This is a genomic window from Haloarcula sp. H-hyl6, from assembly GCF_056934455.1.
Genome location: NZ_JBRIIK010000003.1, coordinates 1 through 19,688 on the forward strand (window position 1 = coordinate 1; position 19,688 = coordinate 19,688).

Consider the following 19,688-nt stretch of genomic DNA (forward strand, 5'->3'; position numbering starts at 1 on the left):
ACCGCGGGTCGAACTCATCACCAGTGCGTCGGGATGTGAGAGCTGTGCCGACATTCAGGCGTACGTACGCGACACCGGCCGTCAGCGGGGCGACGTCTGGGAGAACTGCGTCTGGGCGGACTCCATAGACGTGACCGACGGCCGTCTCTCGTTCCTGCAAGCCATCCACCAGCAAGCGGACGTGGTGCCGGAGAACGTCGACGCGATTCGCGCCCTCGCCGACTGTGGGGACGCCGACACCAGTCGGACGAGGACGAACGACGCCCTCGGCGTCGGTATGTAGCGCGAACGGCACCAGAGACGCACCATTTCTGACGGCGCGTTCCGTGTAGTGACGGCGAGCGAATACGGAAGCAACGGCGCACAGCACCTGCTCACCGTTGTCGTTTCGTCAGGAAGTGGTTGCTGAGGGGGCGCAACCACGGTATGCCAGACGGGCCCCGCTGTCTGCGTTATAGGACTGGGCTACGAGGGTGGAACGCTCACGGAACCCACTCCAAGCGAGATGGTGTCATCACTTAAAGATAGGTCGGGAGAGGGAGTGCAGTATAAGTACCCCCGTCACTCTCGCGGTTGCAGAGTCGACGCTTTTGCGTGGCCTCACGGGCTTCGAACCGCTCGGTGACACCGGCCCGCCTCGGCGTCACAGCCTCGTCGGTAGTCAGCGTTCGACTGTATCGTATAGCGGAGTCGCCGGGGCACGGCCGTCGTCGGTATAGTTGCCGAAGTCCGATTGCACGCCTGCGAGTGCTCCGTGCTGGCAAGTCCCCCCGAGGTGGGTCGTGTCTGTTACCGAGGGGTCGCACAGACCCGTCCCGGAACTATCACCGTCGGCGAATAGAGTGGCGAGAGAGTTCCGACAGAGCCGCCCAGCCGTGAGAGTGTCCGCCACCGTTCATAAATCCGTGTACATGTGGCCGTGGACTTTGAATCACCCGTCCAACGTGGGGAAAGACATGGAACAAATGTCCGTGTACACAGACGGGGCTGGCGGGGGCGAACGAGCGATGCAGCCACGAATCTGCCCGACCTGTAGCGGCGCGCTGGAAAACCGGTCCGGACTCATGGTCTGTACCGCCTGCAACTGGCATCGCCGCCGCCCCGCCGACTGAGTCGACGGGATTTAGCAGTCGGCTAATCGTTTCGCTTGCGCTCCTGTTCGGGGTGGTCGCTGACGAACACCTTCGTGTTGTCGGGGATGTCCTCCGCGACCCACGAGTTGGCACCGATGCTGACGTGGTCGCCGACGCTGATGGCTCCCAGCACCTTCGTCCCGGCCCCGATGACGACGTGGTCACCGATGTCGGGGTGGCGCTTGTACCCCTTCTTCAGCGCGTGTTCGTCGCCCTCCTGTTCCTCGAAGTGAAGGGCTCCGAGCGTCACGTCCTGGTAGATGCGGACCCACTCGCCGACGGTGGCCGTCTCGCCGATGACGACGCCCGTGCCGTGGTCGATGAAGAAGTAGTCGCCAATCTCGGCGCCGGGGTGGATGTCGATGCCCGTCTCCGTCTTGGCGTACTCCGTCAGCTCACGTGCGTACTCGTTAGCGTCGAGTTTGTACAGTTCGTGAGCGACTCGCTGGACCATTATGGCGAGGAAACCGGGGTACGAGCGGATAATCTCCAGATACGTCTTGGCCGCGGGGTCGCCCTTGTACGCCGCCTCGACGTCCTTCTTGAGGCGGCGGCGGATGGCCGGCAGGCGGTCGATGGTCTCCGCCACTGTCTGGGAGACGTCGCCGTTCGAGTAGGGACGCATCCCGGCGTAGAACAGCGCTCCGAGGGCATCGAGGTTGTTCAGCACCGCCAGTTCGTCTTGTATCAGTTCGTCGGAGTTCCAGCAGGTGGGGAAGAACAGGCGCTTCAGGAGGTCTACCTCTTCCCGACGGTGCTCCCGGCGCGGGAACTCCATGGGTGTCTGTTCCGGAAACGGGTCTTCGTCTGCCTGATACGCGGCGAACAACCGTTCGTGCGCGTCACCGGTGTATCCGTACTCCATAGGTGGACGTACCCACTGCATCGCCTTAGTTGTGGAACTGATAAGGTCAGCCTGCTGAGCCAGAAACGGTCTAAACGGTCCGAATCGGGCCTAGTTATTTAATCACGGGTTGCCAGCGTTCGAGTATGAGCGGCGAGTGCCACTTCTGTCACGGGTTAGTCTCGGCCTCGGAACGCGACCACATCCGCCTCGACCAACACGGCGACCACACCATCTACCTGCACCAACAGTGCGCAGTAGGGCACGACCTGATGGAGAAACCGGTCAGCGCCGGCGGCGAGGTGGAAATCGTCTGCCCGGAGTGCGGGACCGTCGAGACGCACTGAGCACAGGGCAACGAACCTCGACGTATCCTCCGACGAACAGGTATTGCGTCCGCACGAACGAGGACGCCGGCGAACTGTGTACGACGATGTGAGAAATCGAATACGCCGCCGACCGGTGTCGCGGATCCGCCTCGCGGACTACGGCAGGTTCACCGCGACGCCGGACTGGAGGCTGGCCGCTTTGACGGTGTTGTACATCAGCATGGCGATGGTGAGCGGCCCGACGCCGCCGGGGACGGGCGTGATGGCGCCGGCCTTCTCTCGACAGCTCTCGAAGTCCACGTCGCCCACGAGTTCGTAGCCCTTCTCTGTGTCGGCGTCCACGCGGTTGATACCCACGTCGATGACCGTCGCGCCCTCCCGAATCATGTCGCCGTCTATCATCTCGGGAACGCCCGCCGCCGCGATGACGATGTCCGCGTTTCGTGTCTTCTCCGCGAGGTTCTGCGTTCGGGAGTGACACACCGTCGTCGTCGCGTTACCGCCGTCGCCGTACTGGACCAGCAGGTTCGCCATCGGCTTGCCGACGATGTCCGACCGGCCGACGACCACGGCGTCTTTCCCTTCCGTCTCGATGCCCTCTGCCGCCAGAATCTTCTGGACGCCGTGTGGCGTACAGGGTTTGTAGCGGGCGTTGCCCGCCACGAGGCGGCCGACGTTCTCCGGATGGAAGCCGTCGACGTCCTTCATCGGGTCGATGCGCTGGAGGACTTCGCGCTTCTCGACGTGGTCCGGCACCGGCATCTGGACGAGGATGCCGTGGACCGTCGGGTCGTCGTTGAGTTCGTCGATGCGGTCGAAGAGCACGTCGGCGGGTTCGTCGGGGTCAATCTCCTCGTGATACCCCTCGATGCCGATTTCCTCGCAGGCCTGTTGTTTCATCGAGACGTACGTCTCGCTGGCCCCGTCGTCGCTCATGAGGACCGTCGCCAGCCCCGGTCGCACGTCTTCGCTCCTGAGCGTCTCTGTACACGCACTCACGTCCGCCCGAATCTGGTCCGCGATGTCGTTGCCGTCGATTATGGTGGTCATGGTGGCACTCTGTCGTGGGTGGCGGGCCTCGATGTGCACGCGTCACTCTCGCTTCGCGGTGCCGACGCGCGGTCGGTCGAGAACAGACCGGCCACCGCACTCGCTCACTACCATCATCCGGCGGCGACATAGGCGAGGATGGGGAATAGTCCACCCTTTGAAATAGCGTCGGCTATCCGTTCCGAAATCGGTCCGATTTCGTTTGCAAATCGGGAGCGATTCGGGCGAATATGCGACCCACGCAAAGTTTTTGTCGGGACCAGTGCATGGTGTTACACAACCGCACCGAGGGCCGCAGATCGGCTCTCGCGGAGGCCCTAGTACCAGATGAGCGACAAACGAGTGGTCACGGAACACGAATCGTTCGCCGAGACCGCCGCGTCGGCACCGCCCGGTGCTCGCGTGCCGGTCGAGGTTCGCATCACCGTCTCGGACCCCTTCGAGGCGTACCGACGTGCGCGGTCCGGCGACACCGACGGCGTCTTTCTCGAAACGACCGGCGGCCAGTCGGGATGGGGGTACTTCGCCGTCGACCCCGTCGAACAGGTTGAAGTCGGCCCGGACGCCACCGCGCCGGGCGACGCGAGTCCCACCATCGAAGCCATCGACGAGGTACTGCACAGCGAGACCCTCGCTCGCGGGGACTGTGACGTCCCGTACCCCTGCGGCGCGTTCGGGTGGTTGTCCTACGACGTCGCCCGTGAACTCGAAGACGTGCCGGAGACGACGGTTGCGGACGGCCTGCCGAGACTCCAACTGGGCGTCTTCGACTGCGTCGCCGCGTGGGAGGAACCACACGACGGCGACGTGACGCTCCGGGTGACCGCCTGTCCAGTAGTCGACGAGGACGCCGACGCGGCCTACGAGAACGGCGTGGAGAAAGCCACGGCGTTCGCCGAGGCGGCCCTGCACGGCGACCGGCACGTCCAGTCGACGCCCACCGCGAGCAGACAGGCCACCTTCGAGAGCGAGTGCGGCGAGGCGGCCTACGCCGACCGAGTCCGGACCATCAAGCAGTACGTCCGCGACGGGGACACTTTCCAGACGAACGTCTCCCACAGGTTGACCGCGCCGGCCGCGGTCCACCCGGTCGACACCTACGACGCCGTCCGGCGGGTGAACCCAGCGCCCTACTCCGGTCTGCTGGAGTTCCCGGGCGTGGACCTCGTCAGCGCCAGCCCCGAACTCCTACTGGACGTCGACGGGGACCGCTTGCTCACCGAACCTATCGCCGGCACGCGTCCCCGGGGTGACACTCCCGAGGAAGACGAGGAACTCGAACGGGACCTGACGACCGACGAGAAGGAACGGGCCGAACACGCGATGCTCGTCGACTTGGAACGCAACGACCTCGGGAAGGTCAGCGAGTACGGGAGCGTGGACGTGGCGGAGTACCGCCGCGTCGACCGCTACTCCGAGGTGATGCACCTCGTCTCGCTGGTCGAGGGTCAGCGACGCGACGGCGTGAGCATCGCCGACGCCGTCGCCGCGGTGTTCCCGGGCGGCACCATCACCGGCGCGCCCAAGCCGCGGACGATGGAGATTATCGACGAAGTGGAGACGACCCGACGGGGGCCCTACACCGGCAGTATCGGAGTCTTCGGCTTCGACGACCGGGCGACGCTGAACATCACCATCCGGACGCTGGTCCACCACGAGGGCGAGTACCGCCTGCGCGTGGGCGGCGGCGTCGTCCACGACTCCGTGCCCGAGAAGGAGTATCAAGAGACCCTCGACAAGGCGCGTGCGCTCGTCAACGCCGTGGACGAGGCTCTCGGCGAGCAGGGGTCGTTCGCCGTCGAATCCACCGCCGACCCGATGGGGGGCGTCCGATGATACTCATCGTCGACAACTACGACTCGTTCGCGTACAATCTCGTCCAGTACGTCGGCGAGTTCGACGAGGTAGAGGTCCGGCGCAACGACGCCATCGACGTCGCGGGCATCCGCGAACTCAACCCGGACGGCATCGTCGTCTCGCCGGGTCCCGGGACACCGGCCGACGCGGGCGTCTCCATCGACGTGTTCGCCGAGACGGAGTACCCCGCCCTCGGCGTCTGTCTCGGCCATCAGGCGCTGTGTGCGGCCCACGGCGCGCCGGTCGGCCACGCGCCAGACGTGGTCCACGGCAAGCCCTCGGAGGTCAAACACGACCACACGGACCTCTACCGGGGCGTCGACGACCCGTTCGAGGTCGGACGGTACCACTCGCTGGCCGTCGAGGACGACGACTTGCCGGACGACCTCGTCGAGACGGCGCACACCGACGACGAACAGAGCGTCGTGATGGGTGTCCAGCACGTCGACCGGCCCCACGTGGGCGTCCAGTTCCACCCCGAGAGCATCCTCACCGACGCCGGCAAGCAGATAGTCCAGAACTTCTGTACGAACGTCGCCGGCGTCTGAGAGTCGTCGCCGGTCACTCCTTCTCCGGTGGTTCCACGTCGTGATGCGTCTGAATCGCAGGGACCCTGTCGAGCACCCGCCTGACGACCGACGTGTGTCCCCGCTCGTGCCGGTACCACGTCAGTGTCAACCCACCGACGGCGACCAGCGAGACGACGGCGAAGGGCCCGCCGGTGAGGACGGCCAGCGCCTGTAGGGTCTCCGCGCCGCCGACGAGGAGCACCGCGACGGCCACCGCGCCCTGAAACACGCCCCAGAAGACGATGCTCCCCGTCGATGGGACTTCGCCCCGCCGGGTCGAGAGAATCGAGACGACGAGCGTCGAGGTGTCGGCCGACGTCGCCATGAACACGACGATGAGCGCCAGAAACAGGAACATCAGGAGTTGACTGAGCGGAAGTGAGGCGAACAGCGGGAAACCGGCGACTGCCTCGGCGCCCCCGCGGTTCGCAACGGCCGCGAGAATGTTCGCCCGACCGGTGTGTTGGACGTACAGCGACGTGCCCCCGAGCAAGAGGAACCAGACCATCGTCGCGGCGGCGGTGGCGACGACGCTCGTGAACACCACGGTCCGGACCCGCCGGCCCCGCGAGAGCGCCGCGAGGAACAACCCGGCGAAGGGCGCCCACGAGAACCACCACGACCAGTTCCAGACCGTCCACGTCGCGACCCACTCCCCGTCGGTGTAGAGGCTCAGCGGGACGAAGTGGACGACGTAGCGACCGAGTGCACCGGTGGCTCGCTGGGCCACGAACGAGCGCGGACCGAGCGCCACCAGCAAGAGGGCGAACAGGGCGAACAGGACCACGTTCAGGCCCGCGATGCGGCGGATGCCGCGGTGGATGCCGGTGACAGCCGAGAGGACGAAGATGAGGGTCAGCCCGCCGACGAACACCACTGGACCCGTCCCGCCCACTGTGACGTCCCACTGGAAGCCGATGCCGGCGAGGAACTGCTCGCTCACTAGCGCCACCGACGTCGCGATACCGCCGATGGTGGCGAAGACGGCCAACGTATCGACGAGTCTACTCCACACCGAGTCGAGGCCGTCGACGCCGAGGAACGGGGCCAGAACCGTCGAGACGCGCAGCGGCGCCCCCCGCTCGAAGACGAAGTACGCTATCGGGACGCCGACGAGGGTGTACGCGCTCCACGCCGATACGCCCCAGTGGAACAGCGAGTAGACGAGGGCGTCGCCGACTGCGGCGGCCGACTGCGGAGTGCTCCCGAAGTACGGCGGCGTTCGGTAGTGAAACAGCGCCTCGGCCGGTCCCCAGAACACGAGACCCGCGGCGATACCGGCCGTGAAGACGAGGGTGAAGTAGGTGGGGTAGGTGTAGGTCAGGTCCGTGTCCTCACCGCCGAGTCGGATGTCGCCCCACGGGCCGAGCAACAGGGCGACGCAGTAACACAGGGCGAGGAAGACGGCGACGAGAAACAGCGGGCCCCCGGCCCGGAGAATCGTCCCCGAGACGGCCTCGACTGCGGCCGTCGTCCCGGCGGGAAACACGACCTGCAGGCCGAAGAAGAGCGCGAAGCACACGACCGGAAGGCCGAGCGTCAGAGGGTCCTGTCCAGCGAGGAACGACTGCACTGTGTTGGTCAGTCTGGTCTGCCTGACCTTCAGGAGGTAGCGGTCGGCCGACTGCGCGTCGGCGTCCGCGCTGTGCGGGAGGAGCGCGAGGTAGCCGAGGCCGGAACTGAAGAAGACGAGAGAGAGTGCGAGCCACGCCGTGCCCGTCACCGCCTCGCCGACGAACTCGGGAAAGAAGAAGCCGGCGAGGACGATGGCACCCGAGACTGCACACAGCGGCGCCAGCATCCGGGCGACCATCTGCTCTACGCTCCCGACCTCTGCGGTGCCCATACCCCACCGTTGGGGTTTCTACCCGTAAATTACTACCGTAGGTGTCGACAGCCACGGGGAGCGGGGCTGTCGATGCCGCTCAGGTGTCGACCTGCTCGCAGGACCGATAGACGGCGTAGAGGTGGCTGTCGTGGACGGCGACGCCGATACCCGCTCGGAACTGGCTGGCGGGACGGTAGAGGACGCCCTGTTCGGCCTGTGCGTCCAGCGCCGCGACGGCCGCGACGGCCACTACGCTCGTGTCGTTCGAGTAGGGCACGCCCACCGGTACCTGCGTGCAGAACAGGCGGTTGTTGGTGAGGGGCGCCTCTGTCGGGTCCGTCTCGTTCGTCAGCCCCTCGGTGACGAGGGTGTCGGTGGTGTCCTGCGCGATACCGCGGACGAAGCGGTCGGGCGGCATCGGGTCGATACCACGGGACTGCCGCCGCTCGGTTATCTCGTCCCACATCGCGGCCCGGAGTTCCTCCTCGGTGGCGTTGGTGGTGTCGTCCGGGAGCAACTCCCCTTGGGATAGCTCGACGCCGCCGTACATGAGCGCGAAGACGACGACGAATATCGCGCCGACGGTCAGCGGACTGAACTGCTCCCGGGACCCCGCCATACCACAACCTATCAGTCGAACGCGTAAATCAGTTTTCGGCCCCTTCGTGCTGGTATTACCGGTCGTCGCCGACTCCGTCCACGACCGAAAGTGATGTCGCTTCGCCCAGCACGGACTGTCCGATGAGACGGCCGCCGATAGTCCTCGGGTTGAGGACTTCGTCCGCGCCCACGGAGTCGAACTTGTCGACGTGCTTCTCCTCCGTCGCGGCCGCGACGATGCGGACGTTCGGCGCGACGTTCTTCGTCGCGAGGACGGCGAGAACGTCGCGGGCGTCGTCGTTGCTCCCGACCACGACGCCCCGGGCGGTGTCGACGCGGGCGTCCCTGAGCACGCTCTCGTCGGTGGGGTCGCCGGTGAGGACGTTCAGCCCCTCGTTCTGTAAGGCCGCGGCCGTGTCTGCGTCGGCCGTCACGACCACTAGGTCCGTCTCGTCGGCCAGTTCGTTCAACAGCGATTCCGTGACGTCGCCGTACCCGAGCACCACGACGTGGTCCTCGAGGAGTGTGAGTTCTGAGGCAGTCATGATTCCGAACGCCGTCGCCATCCGCGATTCGATGAGCGGGCCGACGAGCGCGCCCACCGCGACGGTGAACGCGCCCGTGCCGAAGAGGATAATCGAGAGGGAGAACCAGCGTGCCGTCGCCGTCGTCGGCGTGATGTCGCCGTACCCCACCGTCGCGATGGTGACGATGACGTAGTACACCGCGTCGCTCAACGTGTCCAGTTCGAGGAACTGTCCGCGCATCGCGTAGGCGCCGACGATGCCGTACAGACCCACGCCGACGATGGCCGACAGCGAGGCGATTTGCAGCGGTGAGAGGTCGACGGACTGGTCGAACCGGTCTCGGTTCCAGACGAGCAACGGGAGCGTCACCACCACCATCGCCAACAGCGGGACGTCTGTCGTCTGCAACGTCGAGAGCGGGAGGAGGGTCAGTGCCGGCAGGAGGACGACGGCCGCGCGCCACGCGATACGCTTGCGACGCTGTAACCCGACGGTGACGAGGCCGAGGACGAACGCGAAGAGGACGCCGGCGAACTGCGCGAACCCCGTCGGCACAGCCACGAACGCCGTGAGCGGGCCATCGAGCGCCACAGTCGATTGGCTGAGGTTCGAGAGGCCGGTCACGAACGCCAGCAGGGTTATGACGCCGGTCAGCACGACGGTCGGTTTGGCGCCGGAGAACTGGCCCCACTCGACGAACGGCACCCTCTCGGCGGGGTAGAACACCTCTTCCAGCGCCGGTTCCGCCGGTTCGTCCGATGCGTCAGTCACTACCACACCCTTGGCCGCCTCGGTATAAAAATATCTACGCCCGCCCGCGAGAGGGCCCCACTCCCACCCGTCGCGGCAGGAGACTCAATACCCCCGGTGGCGAACACCCGACGATGTCCGGAATCGAGGTTTGGACACGCGTGAGCAGACGAGTCGGTATCGGTCGGAGACCGTCATCTGGCGCGTTCTGGGGTGAGCAGGGATGAACTCGGCTGTCCTCTTCGGCCTCGGTACCATGATTGCGTGGGGGTTCTGGATAGTGTTGGGCAACGTCGCCTCGAACACCATCGACCCCGTGATGGCCGCGTTCCTCTCCTACGCGACGGCCGCAGTCGTCACCGGTGTCTACGTCGTCACGTCCGACGCCTCGATGGCCGTCACGAACCGGGGACTGGTCTACTCGGGGGCCGCGGGCATCGCGGCCGCTATCGGCGTCGTCTCGACGTTCATCGGTGTCTCCGTGGGCTCTACGGCCGTCGTCTCGACCATCGGCGGGATGTACTTCATCACCGCGGCGGTCATCAGCACCGTCGCGTTGGGCGAACCAGTGTCGGTGCAGAAAGCCGTCGGCATCGGACTGGCGCTTACGGCTATCGTCGTCATCAACCAGTGACCGCGAGCCGTTCGCCACCGTCCACAACCAGTAACCTCGCTGACGTACTGAGCCGATAGGAGACTGCTCAGGCGGGATTTAAGAAACCGGGCCGGGTACAGCCGTCTATGAAGCGCACAATCAGCACCGAGGATGCGCCGGCGGCGGTCGGCGCGTACAGTCAGGCGACGACTAACGGCGACATCCTCGTCACGGCGGGACAACTGCCGCTGACGACGGACGGCGAACTGCTGGACGACGAGTCCGTTGCCGACCAGACGCGCCAGTGTATGGAGAACGTCGAAGCCATCCTCGAATCCGAGGGCCTCTCGCTGGACGACCTGCTGAAGACGACGGTGTTCCTCGACGACATCGACGACTTCGACGAGTTCAACGAGGCCTACAGCGAGTTCTTCGACGAGGACCCGCCCGCACGGAGCGCCGTCGGCGCCGGCGCCGTCCCCAAGGGGGCCGCCGTCGAGATAGAGGCCATCGCGACGACGGAGTAAGAGCGGTCTATCGCCGGTTTCGCCGCCGGACCGTCAGCGCAGTTCCATCCCTTCGGCGCGTTCCGCGGCGAGGTCGGTTATCTCCTCGACGCTGCTATCGGACCGGTCCGCGAGGACCCGAACCAACATCCCGAGTTGAACGGCCGCGGCTTCGCGGAGTTCTTCTGCCGACTCGGTGTCGTTACCGAAGTAGTACTCGTGTCGCCCGTCCGCGTGGACGAGGCCCGCGTACACCGAATGTAGGTCGTCCTCTGTGATGGCGGCCGCGGCGTCCGTCTTGACCTCCTCGAACTGTGGGTTCGTCATACCTCCGACACCGTGGCAGAGGCTCCTAACGCCTTCGGTGACAGCCACACGGCGGGGCGGATGGGCCGGCGACTTGTCGGCTCGCAGACCCGTCGTGGACGGGCGCGGACGGTCGCCCTTCGCCGAGGAAAAGAGGGCCGACGACGCCGGGAACCCCGTGGCTGTATATGGGATTTTTATCCCTCCGGCCCGACGTGCGAGGCAATGACACGAGGCACAGGTGCCGTCGGGCGTGCCCCCGTCGTCCGCGTCTCTACGGACCCGCGGACCGACGCTGGCGGTCCCGCCCTGACCACGGCACGCGACGCGGCCGACTCGGTTCCGGTGGTAGAGACCGGACCGACCGGCATCGCGGAGTACGACCCCCTCGTCGTGGCGACGAGCGCAGGAGAGACTGCTTTCTTCCCGGACCCGGACACGGCGACGGTCGAAGAGGTCGTCGCCGCACTGGAAGACGGGACGCTCTCGACTGACCGCGCCGCGGCAACTGTCGAACACGACCCCGAGACGACGACGCTCCCGGTACCGGACTCGGGCCCGCTCTCGGTCGGTCGGCGGAACGTCCTCGGGCCCTGCGGGTGGGCCGACCCACTCGCGCCCGAAGATTGGTCGTTCGTTTCGACGAACGAGACGGCCGAGAGCGCCGTGGACTGTGGTCTCCTCGGACGGGGGCGCGGCGACGCCGCCGCGGACGACCCTGTCGCAGACGTGTGGGAGACGGCGCGGGAGGCCGACGGCGACCCGGTGGTCGTCGTCAACGCGAACGACGCCGCCGACATCTCGGGTGCCGACGACACACTGCTCGCCGCCGCACCGCTGGCGGTGCTCGACGGCGTCGCCGCAGTCGCCGAGTACGTCGGCGCCGAGGACGCCGTCCTCTTCGTGAACGAGGCGGAGACAGCCCTGCACCGCCACCTCCGGGCGGCCATCGACGCCGCGGACGCCCTCCCGGTCGTCCCGCAACTGGTCGCCGGGCCCGACGAGTACCGGGTCGGCGAACCGACGGCCGCGCTCGAAGCGTTGGAGGGGGCCGACCGAATCGAACCCCGCCTCCAGCCACCGACACCCGCCCAGCGTGGCCTTTACGGCCGCCCGACGGTGGTCCACACGCCCCGGACGTACGCACAGGTCCGGCAGGCAATCGCGGACCCGTCGGCGCTTGACCCGGACGACGCCGACCCGGGGACGCGACTGCTCAGAGTCACCGGCGACGTCGCGGCCCCGGCTACCGTCGAACTCGCGTCCGGCGCGAGCCTCGAGGCGGTCCGTGGCGCGGTGGCGATGGACGGCGCGTTCAAGATGGCCTGCGTCGGCGGCGTCCTCGGCGGCATCACCCGTGACCTCGACGTGGCACCGACCGCACAGTCCCTCCGGGCGGCGGACCTCGGTACCGACGGCGTCGTGGAACTGCTCGACGCCGACCGCTGTGCGGTCGCCACGGTCGGCGCTCGGGCGAAGTTCGCCGCCACGGAGAACAGCGGTCGCTGCGTTCCGGGCCGCGAGGGAACACAGCAACTCACCGAACTCCTGCGAGACGTCTACGACGGGTCGTTCGAGACGGACAAGATACGCGAACTCGCGCGGGTGATGACTCGCTCCAGCAACTGTCGAATCGGCGCCCACGCACCCCGACCCGTGACGACGGCGATGGCCGAGTTCGAACCGGAGTTCCGCGCGCACACCGACGGCCGCTGTCCGGCCGGCACCTGTACGGAGAACCTATGAGCATCGACGAGACACTTCCCGGCGTTCCCGACATCACCGACCCGCAGTCGGAGACGCCGACCACGGCCGAGTTCGAGACTGGCACCGCCAACGACCCCGACGTGGGGACGACCGGCGACGCACCGACCACCGTCACCGTCGACGGCGAACCCGTCACGGTCCCGCCCGGGTCGACCCTCATCGACGCCATGCAGGCCGCCAGCGGCGTCTCGGTCGACCCCGGAGCCGAGGGGATAGAGGACGCCGACGTACCCGCCCTCTGTTACTACGACCGCGAGGGGGACTGTAGCGACGAGGTCGGCCCGCGCAGCGAGTGTCGGACCTGCATGGTCGAGACGGACGACCACGGCCTCGTCCCCTCCTGTTCGTACCCCGCCGAGGACGGCCTCGACGTGCGAACCGACGCCCCCGACGCCGAGGAGGCCCGGAGCGTCAACCTCGACTTGGTCCTCTCGAACCACAACCTCCGGTGTACGACCTGCAACGGCAACGGCCGCTGTGAACTACAGGACGCCGCCATCAGCGAGGACGTCGACCACCCGCGCTACGGCGTCTTCGACGACCGAGACGAGTACGAACCCCTCGACGACACGTCGTCGTTCATCCAGATAGACCGCAACAAGTGCATCCTCTGTAACCGCTGTGTCGACGCCTGCAACGACGTGCAAGTCGAGGGCGTCCTCCGCATCGAGGGCCACGGCGAGGACACCCGCATCGGCTTCCAATCGGATGCCGAGACGATGAGCGACTCCGAGTGCGTCTCCTGCGGGCACTGCGCGACTGTTTGCCCGACCGGGTCGCTCACCGAGAAGGGTATCGGCGGGGCAGCGACCCTCCCGCTCCCGGGGTTCACCCAGCGCAACTCTATCGGGAAGGTCATCGAACACGAGGACGCCGAGACCATCGACGACACGACTGCTCCCAACCGGACGTTCGGGGCCGCCGAACCGCTGGACGGCGAGAAGGAAGGGCTGGCGAAGTTCGTCTCGCAGGCCAAGCGCAACGCCGGCGACCTCGCCAAGCAGTTCGGCAACAGCGCGTTCCTCGCCGCCGAACACACCGCAGAGAGCATCGCCGCGAACACGCTTCCGGAAGGTCGCCTGTTCGACGTCGCCAGCACGGTGAGCAAGTACCGACTCGGACAGATAGACAAGGAGGAGACGACCTGCGGGTTCTGTGCGGTGGGCTGTCGGTTCGAGATGTGGGGCAAAGACGGCGAATCGCTCGGCGTCGTCCCCGTCGACGACCCCGATACGGCGCCGGCCAACAACTTCTCGACCTGCGTGAAAGGGAAGTTCGGCCACGAGTTCGCCAACAGCCAGAAACGGCTGACGGAACCGCTGATTCGTAACGACGACGGCGAGTTGGAGCCGGCGAGTTGGGACGAGGCGCTGGACTACGTCGCCGACCGCCTCACCGAGATACAGACCGAACACGGCATCGACGCGGTCAGTTGCCTCGCCTCCTCGAAGGGGAGCAACGAGGAAGCGTACCTCGTCCAGAAGTTCGCTCGACAGGTCTTGGGGACGAAGAACATCGACAACTGCGCGCGCCTCTGTCACTCCTCGACCGTCGCCGCCCTCCAGCAGACGGTCGGGTACGGGGCGATGACCAACCGCATCAACGAGGACGTCGGGGAGGCCGACGCCTACCTCATCAGCGGGTCGAACACCACCGAATCCCACCCAGTACTCGCGACGCGCATCAAACAGAACGTCCGCGACGGTGCGGACCTCGTCGTGTTCGACCCCCGCAAGGTCGGCATCGCCGAACACGCCGACCAGTACACCCGCACGAATCCGGGGTACGACGTGGCGTGGCTCAACGGCCTGATGCGCTACATCATCGAGAACGACCTGCACGACACGGAGTTCATCGAGCGCAACACGAAGAACTTCGAGGACGTCAAAGAGAAGGTGCAGGCGTTCACCCCCGAGAAAGTCGAGGAACTCGCGGGCGTCCCGCCGGAGGAACTGGCGTCGGCCGCCGAGACGCTGGCCGAGGCCGACACCGTCGTGTTCGGGTGGGCGATGGGGATGACCCAGCAGTCCCACGGCACGGAGAACCTCATCGCCATGGCCGACCTCGCGCTGTTGCTGGGCCAACTCGGCAAGCCCGGTGCAGGCCTGTCGCCGTTCCGCGGTCAGAACAACGTGCAGGGCGGCGGCGGAGACATGGGCACCCTGCCCGGGAGTCTGCCGGGCTATCAGGACCCCGGCGACGACGAGGTTGGCGAGAAGTTCGCCGACGCGTGGGGCGAGCGCCCACCCGAGGAACCCGGACTGAAAGTGCCGGAGATGCTGACGGAGGCTCACGAGGGCAACCTCCGCGGGATGTACGTCGTCGGCGAGAACCCGGCGCTCTCGGAACCGGACATCCAACACGCCGCCGAGGCCTTGGAGGACCTCGAGTTCCTCGTCGTGCAGGACATCTTCATGACCGAGACGGCCGAACACGCGGACGTGATTCTGCCGGCCGCGACGTCGCCGGAGAAACACGGCACGTTCACGAACACCGAACGGCGAGTCCAGCGGGTGCGCCCGACGGCCGAGCCACCGGGTGAGGCCCGACAGGACTGGGAGATTACGCAGGCGCTCGCCAACCGGTTGGGCTACGACTGGGACTACGACCACCCGCGCGAGGTGATGGACGAAATCAACTCGCTGGTGCCCATCTACGGCGGGGTCACCTACGACCGACTCGAATCCGGCGAGGAACACGGGTTGCAGTGGCCGTGTTGGGACGAGGACCACTCCGGGACACCGTACCTCTACGACTACGATGAGGGGAACTTCAACCACGACGACGGCCTCGCGCGGTTCGTCCCGGCAGACGGGGGCCACCCCGGCGAACTACCCGACGAGGCGTTCCCGCTCACCCTCACCTCGGGGCGCGTGCTGTACCACTGGCACACGGGCCAGATTACCCGCCGCGTCGAGGGCCTGATGAGCCACGTCGGGGAGAGCTTCGTCGAAATCAATCCGGAGACGGCCGAGCAGTTGGGCGTCGAAGACGAGGAGTACGTCCGCGTCGAGTCCCGGCGCGGGTCCATCGTCGTGAAGGCGCAGGTCACCGACCGCGTGGGCCCGGGGACGCTGTTCATCCCCATGCACTTCGCGGCCGGGGCGGTGAACAAACTCACCGGCGAGACGTTCGACCCGACCGCGGGCATCCCCGAGTACAAGGTGTCCAGCGTCCGTCTGGAACCGCTCGGCCCGGAGACCGACGAGGCGGTGCTCCGGACGCCCGACGCCGGTGCCGGGAGCGCAGTCGGCGACGACTGACGGCACGGGGAAAACTCTACTCCTCAAACGTAGTATAATTTCGCATCAATGATGGTATTTTCACAGTCTTAACGCTGTTACGCACGACGGCCTCACTCCGATTTCACGCCCGTCGACAGTAGTTTTATACGCTGGATTCCGTTTGTCAGACGTAATGGATTCGCAGGAACAGCAGGCCGAGTTCCAGTACGACACTGGCGGCGAGACGACCGGTCCGATGGCCGGGTTCGACGAACAGAAAGCCCGTGAGGGCGCGCGACTGCTCCTCGAAGCGGTCGGCCGCAACCCCGACGAGGCGGGCGTCTACGACACGTGGAACCGCCGCGTACCCGAGATGCTGGAGACGCTGACCGAGGGGATGCGACACGAGGAGAAACCGGTGATGCGCACCTTCGAAGCGGAGACGGACAGCCTCGTCGTAAAGACGGGTATCCCCCTCCACAGCATGTGCGAGCACCACATGCTGCCGTTCGACGGTGTCGCTCACGTCGCGTACCGCCCGGACGAGGAGATGGTCGGTCTCTCGAAACTCATCAGGTACGTCCGGTGGCGGTCCCGACGGCTGACGACCCAAGAGGAACTCACTCACGACATCGCCACTGGACTGGCCGACGAACTGAACGCCCGCGGCGTGGCCGTCGAGGTGACGGCGACGCACATGTGCGAGGTGATGCGCGGCGTGGAGACGGCGACGGAGACGACGACGAGGGAACAGGCAGGGACGTTCAGCGAGTCTGACCGCGACCAGTTCCGTGAAGCCATTCGACGCAACGGCACCACTCGGGACGGCCACTGAACACGTCCGGCGGGTTCGTTCCCCAACAGATACCTAATCTTACACGATGAGTTAGGAGTCAGCTCGAGGTCGAACGGGTCAATCAGGCGACCCCACAGCGCCGACGTTGCCGTGGCCCTGAGCATGTTCTTCTGGAAGATTCGAATCTAACGCCGTCTACCGCCGATTGACGCTACTTCAGTGCAGTCGTACTTTCGAAGCTACGTTCGGCCTCTCTCGCCGTCGAATTTTCATCAGTATATAAAGACCCACAGAACGGGGGTTCGTGATTCACTCCTCCGAGATTCCTCGTTCGAAACGGAACGCATGATGTGGAAAGCTACCACACCGCGAGCCGTAGTAGCGAACCGCCCGTTCAGCGAGTGGCGTGGCCGACCGAGGGTGAGTCGTCGATGAGTTCGAACGAGCTACCGTCGGAGGCGGAGACGGTTATCGTCGGCGGCGGCATCGTCGGCAACAGCCTCGCGTATCACCTCACGCGGATGGGGCGCGACGACGTCGTCGTCGTCGACAAAGGGCCACTCCCCGACCCCGGCGGGTCGACCGGCCACGCCTCGAACTTCCTGATGCCGGTCGAGCACTCCAAGGAGATGACCCATCTCACCCAGCGAAGCATCGAGCAGTACGAGGACATGGACACGTTCACGAACAGCGGGGGTATCGAAGTCGCACGCACGGCCGAGCGCGTCGAGGAACTGAAACGGCGCGTCCAGTCGGCGAAGGCGTGGGGTGAACCGGCGGAACTACTGACCCCATCGGCGGTCGAAGAGATGGTCCCGTACGTGAACACAGACCTCGTCGAGGGGGGCTTTTACAGCCCCGGTGCCGGGACCTGTGACCCCCTCCGTGCGGGCGAAGTGATGCGGGCCCGTGCCGACGAGTACTCCGACGGTGGCCTCACTGTCTCGCCGAACACCGAAGTGCTGGACCTTCACGTCGAGAACGGGTCGATACGGGCCGTCGAGACCGACCGAGGCACCGTCTCCGCCGACGAAGTCGTCATCGCGGCGGGCCTGTGGAGCCCGAAAATCGCCGAGATGGCCGGCGTCGACATCCCGCTGACGCCGGCGGTCCATCAGATGGTCAGCGTCGGCCCCATCTCCTTCTTCGAGGACTACGACGGCGAGATATCGTTCCCGGTCGTCCGCGACATGGACACCCAGATGTACGAGCGACAGCACGGCAACGACCTCGAGGTGGGGTCCTACCAACATCGACCGATGCTGTGGGACGTCGAAGACGTACCGTCTATCGAGGAGGCTCCGCTGTCTCCGACGCAACCGCCACTGACCGACGACGCCTTCGAGCAGTCCATGGGGGACGCGCTGGAAATCGTGCCCGACCTTCTGGACGACCCGGAGGCCGGCATCCGGCACGAAATCGACGGGTTGCTCTCGCAGACGCCCGACGGTGCGCCGCTCCTCGGTCCGCTACAGGACGTCGACGGCCTGTGGTCGTGTGCGGCTATCTGGATAAAGGAGGCTCCGGCAATCGGCGAGGCGGTCGCCCAGTGGATGACCCGTGGGTGGTCGGACATCGACCTGCACGGCGCGGACGTCAATCGATTCTACGAGTACGGTACGTCCCGCTCGTTCGTCAAAGACCGGGCCAGCGAGGGGTTCCAGAAAATCTACGACATCGTTCACCCGGCCGAACAGTACCAGTCCGCACGCGAGATTCGGACCAGTCCGTTCTACGAGCGACAGCAGGACCTCGACGCGCGGTTCTTCGAAGCCGCCGGCTGGGAACGGCCGCAGTGGTACGAGTCTAACAGCGACCTGTTGGAGCGGTACGAAGACGAGTTGGAGGACTTCCGACGGCCCAACGAGTGGGACGCTCGGTGGTGGTCGCCCATCGTCCTCGCCGAGCACCTCCACACGCGGGACCACGTGTCCATGATAGGGGACATGGGGTTCAGCATCTTCGACTTCCGGGGGGCCGACGTCGTCGGCTACCTCGAACGGATGGCCGTCGGTCGCGTCGACGTCGACGTCGGCAAGACCGTCTACACGCCGATTCTCGCAGAGAACGGCGGGTTCGTCTCGGACCTGACCATCGCAAGACTCGGTCCGGAACACTACAGGGTCGTGACCGGCGGGGCCGCGGGTGGCTCCGACCGGGCGTGGTTCGAGGGTCACATCCCCGACGACGCAGACGTCACGCTGATAGACCGCTCGGAGTCGCTGTGTACGCTCGGTGTCTGGGGACCGAACGCTCGGGACCTCGTCGACAGCGTCGCAGAGGAAGACATGTCTCACGAGGCTTTCGAGCCCTACACCGCACAGTCGGTCACCATCGGCGAAGTCGACGCGTGGGCGATGCGACTCTCCTACATCGGCGAACAGGGCTGGGAGATTTTCGCCCCGATGGGCCAGGGGCGGCGGCTCTGGGACGTGCTCTGGGAGGCCGGTCAGGACCACGACGTCCGCCCGGCAGGGATGGGCGTCTACGGGACGACCGGCCGCATGGAGAAAGGCTACCGACTGTTCGGTCACGAACTGGAACTTGAGTACGACCCCGCAGAAGCGGGACTCACCTTCCACGGCGTGAAGGACGCGGACTTCATCGGCAAGGAAGCCTACGCGGCGGCGCTCGACCGGGAGAACACGGCCACGCTGTGTACGCTCTCCGTCGACGACCACGCTCCCGACGGCGGCGAGCGCAGGTTCATGCTGGGTAACGAACCGGTCCTCGACGACGACGGAAACGTACTCGTCGACGACGACGGACGTCGGTCGTACGTGACCAGCGCCGGCACCGGGCCGAGCGTCGGGAAACACCTCCTGATGGCGTACCTTCCGCAGTCGTACGCTGAGGAGGGACGAAGCTTGCAGGTAGAGTACATGGGCCAACAGTACCCGGTGACCGTCGAAGTGGTCGGGAGCCGGCCGCTGTTCGACCCGGAGAACGAGCGAATCAGGAGCTGAGACCACGTGAGACGACCAATCACTCAACGAGGAGCTACGAT

General features: G+C 66.1%; 15 protein-coding genes and 1 pseudogene. 10 read left to right on the forward strand and 6 right to left on the reverse strand.

The genetic code is table 11. From position 1 onward, the window contains the following. Window positions 1-283 (forward strand): annotated as a pseudogene (locus Hhyl6_RS18580) (glyceraldehyde-3-phosphate dehydrogenase); the annotation flags it as partial. 851 nt (window positions 284-1,134) lie between these two features. Here the strand turns inward: Hhyl6_RS18580 and epsC are convergent. After that, window positions 1,135-1,998 carry a serine O-acetyltransferase EpsC gene (gene epsC, locus Hhyl6_RS18585; RefSeq protein WP_483740742.1) on the reverse strand — a complete coding sequence of 288 codons (864 nt, stop codon included), beginning with the start codon at window positions 1,996-1,998 and terminating at the stop codon, window positions 1,135-1,137. A 125-nt stretch (window positions 1,999-2,123) separates the two neighbouring features. Between epsC and Hhyl6_RS18590 the strand changes: the two genes are divergently transcribed. Further along, entirely contained in the window at window positions 2,124-2,324 is a 201-nt protein-coding gene (locus Hhyl6_RS18590; RefSeq protein WP_483740743.1) for a hypothetical protein, read from the forward strand. 138 nt (window positions 2,325-2,462) lie between these two features. Here Hhyl6_RS18590 and Hhyl6_RS18595 read toward each other — a convergent pair whose 3' ends face one another. Further along, window positions 2,463-3,356, reverse strand: coding sequence for a bifunctional methylenetetrahydrofolate dehydrogenase/methenyltetrahydrofolate cyclohydrolase (locus tag Hhyl6_RS18595; protein ID WP_483740744.1), 894 nt, complete (start codon window positions 3,354-3,356; stop codon window positions 2,463-2,465). A 327-nt stretch (window positions 3,357-3,683) separates the two neighbouring features. Between Hhyl6_RS18595 and Hhyl6_RS18600 the strand changes: the two genes are divergently transcribed. Both Hhyl6_RS18600 and Hhyl6_RS18605 read left to right on the forward strand, forming a co-directional pair. Continuing rightward, window positions 3,684-5,192 carry an anthranilate synthase component I family protein gene (locus tag Hhyl6_RS18600; protein ID WP_483740745.1) on the forward strand — a complete coding sequence of 503 codons (1,509 nt, stop codon included), beginning with the start codon at window positions 3,684-3,686 and terminating at the stop codon, window positions 5,190-5,192. After that, a complete protein-coding gene (locus tag Hhyl6_RS18605; protein ID WP_483740746.1) occupies window positions 5,189-5,761 on the forward strand; it encodes an anthranilate synthase component II in 573 nt (190 codons plus the stop codon). Before Hhyl6_RS18600 ends, Hhyl6_RS18605 begins: the two co-directional genes overlap by 4 nt. A gap of 13 nt (window positions 5,762-5,774) precedes the next feature. On the opposite strand, the gene Hhyl6_RS18610 is transcribed toward Hhyl6_RS18605, so the two are convergent. The 3 genes from Hhyl6_RS18610 to Hhyl6_RS18620 all read right to left on the reverse strand — a co-directional run bounded on the left by Hhyl6_RS18610 (window position 5,775) and on the right by Hhyl6_RS18620 (window position 9,508). Then, window positions 5,775-7,628: a BCCT family transporter gene (locus Hhyl6_RS18610; protein ID WP_483740747.1), complete on the reverse strand. Its 1,854-nt coding sequence runs from the start codon at window positions 7,626-7,628 to the stop codon at window positions 5,775-5,777. Window positions 7,629-7,707: 79 nt separating this feature from the next. Beyond that, window positions 7,708-8,229: a hypothetical protein gene (locus Hhyl6_RS18615; RefSeq protein ID WP_483740748.1), complete on the reverse strand. Its 522-nt coding sequence runs from the start codon at window positions 8,227-8,229 to the stop codon at window positions 7,708-7,710. Between the two features lie 55 nt (window positions 8,230-8,284). Continuing rightward, window positions 8,285-9,508: an NAD-binding protein gene (locus Hhyl6_RS18620; protein ID WP_483740749.1), complete on the reverse strand. Its 1,224-nt coding sequence runs from the start codon at window positions 9,506-9,508 to the stop codon at window positions 8,285-8,287. Window positions 9,509-9,710: 202 nt separating this feature from the next. Between Hhyl6_RS18620 and Hhyl6_RS18625 the strand changes: the two genes are divergently transcribed. Both Hhyl6_RS18625 and Hhyl6_RS18630 read left to right on the forward strand, forming a co-directional pair. After that, the gene (locus Hhyl6_RS18625; protein WP_483740750.1) at window positions 9,711-10,121 is read left to right on the forward strand and encodes an EamA family transporter; all 411 of its coding nucleotides are present in this window, start codon (window positions 9,711-9,713) and stop codon (window positions 10,119-10,121) included. Window positions 10,122-10,228: 107 nt separating this feature from the next. After that, entirely contained in the window at window positions 10,229-10,609 is a 381-nt protein-coding gene (locus tag Hhyl6_RS18630; RefSeq protein WP_483740751.1) for a Rid family detoxifying hydrolase, read from the forward strand. A 33-nt stretch (window positions 10,610-10,642) separates the two neighbouring features. Here Hhyl6_RS18630 and Hhyl6_RS18635 read toward each other — a convergent pair whose 3' ends face one another. Continuing rightward, complete coding sequence (locus Hhyl6_RS18635) at window positions 10,643-10,915, reverse strand: DUF8113 family protein (RefSeq protein WP_483740752.1); 273 nt, start codon at window positions 10,913-10,915, stop codon at window positions 10,643-10,645. A 204-nt stretch (window positions 10,916-11,119) separates the two neighbouring features. Here Hhyl6_RS18635 and Hhyl6_RS18640 point away from each other — a divergent pair, with 204 nt between their 5' ends. The 4 genes from Hhyl6_RS18640 to Hhyl6_RS18655 all read left to right on the forward strand — a co-directional run bounded on the left by Hhyl6_RS18640 (window position 11,120) and on the right by Hhyl6_RS18655 (window position 19,647). Further along, complete coding sequence (locus Hhyl6_RS18640; RefSeq protein ID WP_483740753.1) at window positions 11,120-12,640, forward strand: NADH-ubiquinone oxidoreductase-F iron-sulfur binding region domain-containing protein; 1,521 nt, start codon at window positions 11,120-11,122, stop codon at window positions 12,638-12,640. After that, window positions 12,637-15,924 (forward strand): formate dehydrogenase subunit alpha, encoded by a 3,288-nt coding sequence (gene fdhF / locus Hhyl6_RS18645; RefSeq protein WP_483740754.1) that lies wholly within the window; start codon window positions 12,637-12,639, stop codon window positions 15,922-15,924. Before Hhyl6_RS18640 ends, fdhF begins: the two co-directional genes overlap by 4 nt. 154 nt (window positions 15,925-16,078) lie before the next feature. Beyond that, on the forward strand, window positions 16,079-16,720 hold the full coding sequence (gene folE / locus Hhyl6_RS18650; protein WP_483740755.1) for a GTP cyclohydrolase I: 642 nt from the start codon (window positions 16,079-16,081) through the stop codon (window positions 16,718-16,720). Window positions 16,721-17,112: 392 nt separating this feature from the next. Further along, the gene (locus tag Hhyl6_RS18655) at window positions 17,113-19,647 is read left to right on the forward strand and encodes a GcvT family protein (RefSeq protein ID WP_483740756.1); all 2,535 of its coding nucleotides are present in this window, start codon (window positions 17,113-17,115) and stop codon (window positions 19,645-19,647) included. Window positions 19,648-19,688: the final 41 nt, after the last annotated feature.

Bases quoted from the DNA above. Each gene is read 5' to 3' on its own strand.
- epsC (WP_483740742.1), bottom strand. From the start codon at position 1,998: ATGGAGTACGGATACACCGGTGACGCGCACGAACGGTTGTTCGCCGCG.
- fdhF (WP_483740754.1), top strand. From the start codon at position 12,637: ATGAGCATCGACGAGACACTTCCCGGCGTTCCCGACATCACCGACCCG.
- Hhyl6_RS18655 (WP_483740756.1), top strand. From the start codon at position 17,113: ATGAGTTCGAACGAGCTACCGTCGGAGGCGGAGACGGTTATCGTCGGC.
- Hhyl6_RS18635 (WP_483740752.1), bottom strand. From the start codon at position 10,915: ATGACGAACCCACAGTTCGAGGAGGTCAAGACGGACGCCGCGGCCGCC.
- Hhyl6_RS18600 (WP_483740745.1), top strand. From the start codon at position 3,684: ATGAGCGACAAACGAGTGGTCACGGAACACGAATCGTTCGCCGAGACC.
- Hhyl6_RS18605 (WP_483740746.1), top strand. From the start codon at position 5,189: ATGATACTCATCGTCGACAACTACGACTCGTTCGCGTACAATCTCGTC.
- Hhyl6_RS18625 (WP_483740750.1), top strand. From the start codon at position 9,711: ATGAACTCGGCTGTCCTCTTCGGCCTCGGTACCATGATTGCGTGGGGG.
- Hhyl6_RS18595 (WP_483740744.1), bottom strand. From the start codon at position 3,356: ATGACCACCATAATCGACGGCAACGACATCGCGGACCAGATTCGGGCG.
- Hhyl6_RS18590 (WP_483740743.1), top strand. From the start codon at position 2,124: ATGAGCGGCGAGTGCCACTTCTGTCACGGGTTAGTCTCGGCCTCGGAA.
- Hhyl6_RS18640 (WP_483740753.1), top strand. From the start codon at position 11,120: ATGACACGAGGCACAGGTGCCGTCGGGCGTGCCCCCGTCGTCCGCGTC.
- Hhyl6_RS18630 (WP_483740751.1), top strand. From the start codon at position 10,229: ATGAAGCGCACAATCAGCACCGAGGATGCGCCGGCGGCGGTCGGCGCG.
- Hhyl6_RS18615 (WP_483740748.1), bottom strand. From the start codon at position 8,229: ATGGCGGGGTCCCGGGAGCAGTTCAGTCCGCTGACCGTCGGCGCGATA.
- folE (WP_483740755.1), top strand. From the start codon at position 16,079: ATGGATTCGCAGGAACAGCAGGCCGAGTTCCAGTACGACACTGGCGGC.
- Hhyl6_RS18610 (WP_483740747.1), bottom strand. From the start codon at position 7,628: ATGGGCACCGCAGAGGTCGGGAGCGTAGAGCAGATGGTCGCCCGGATG.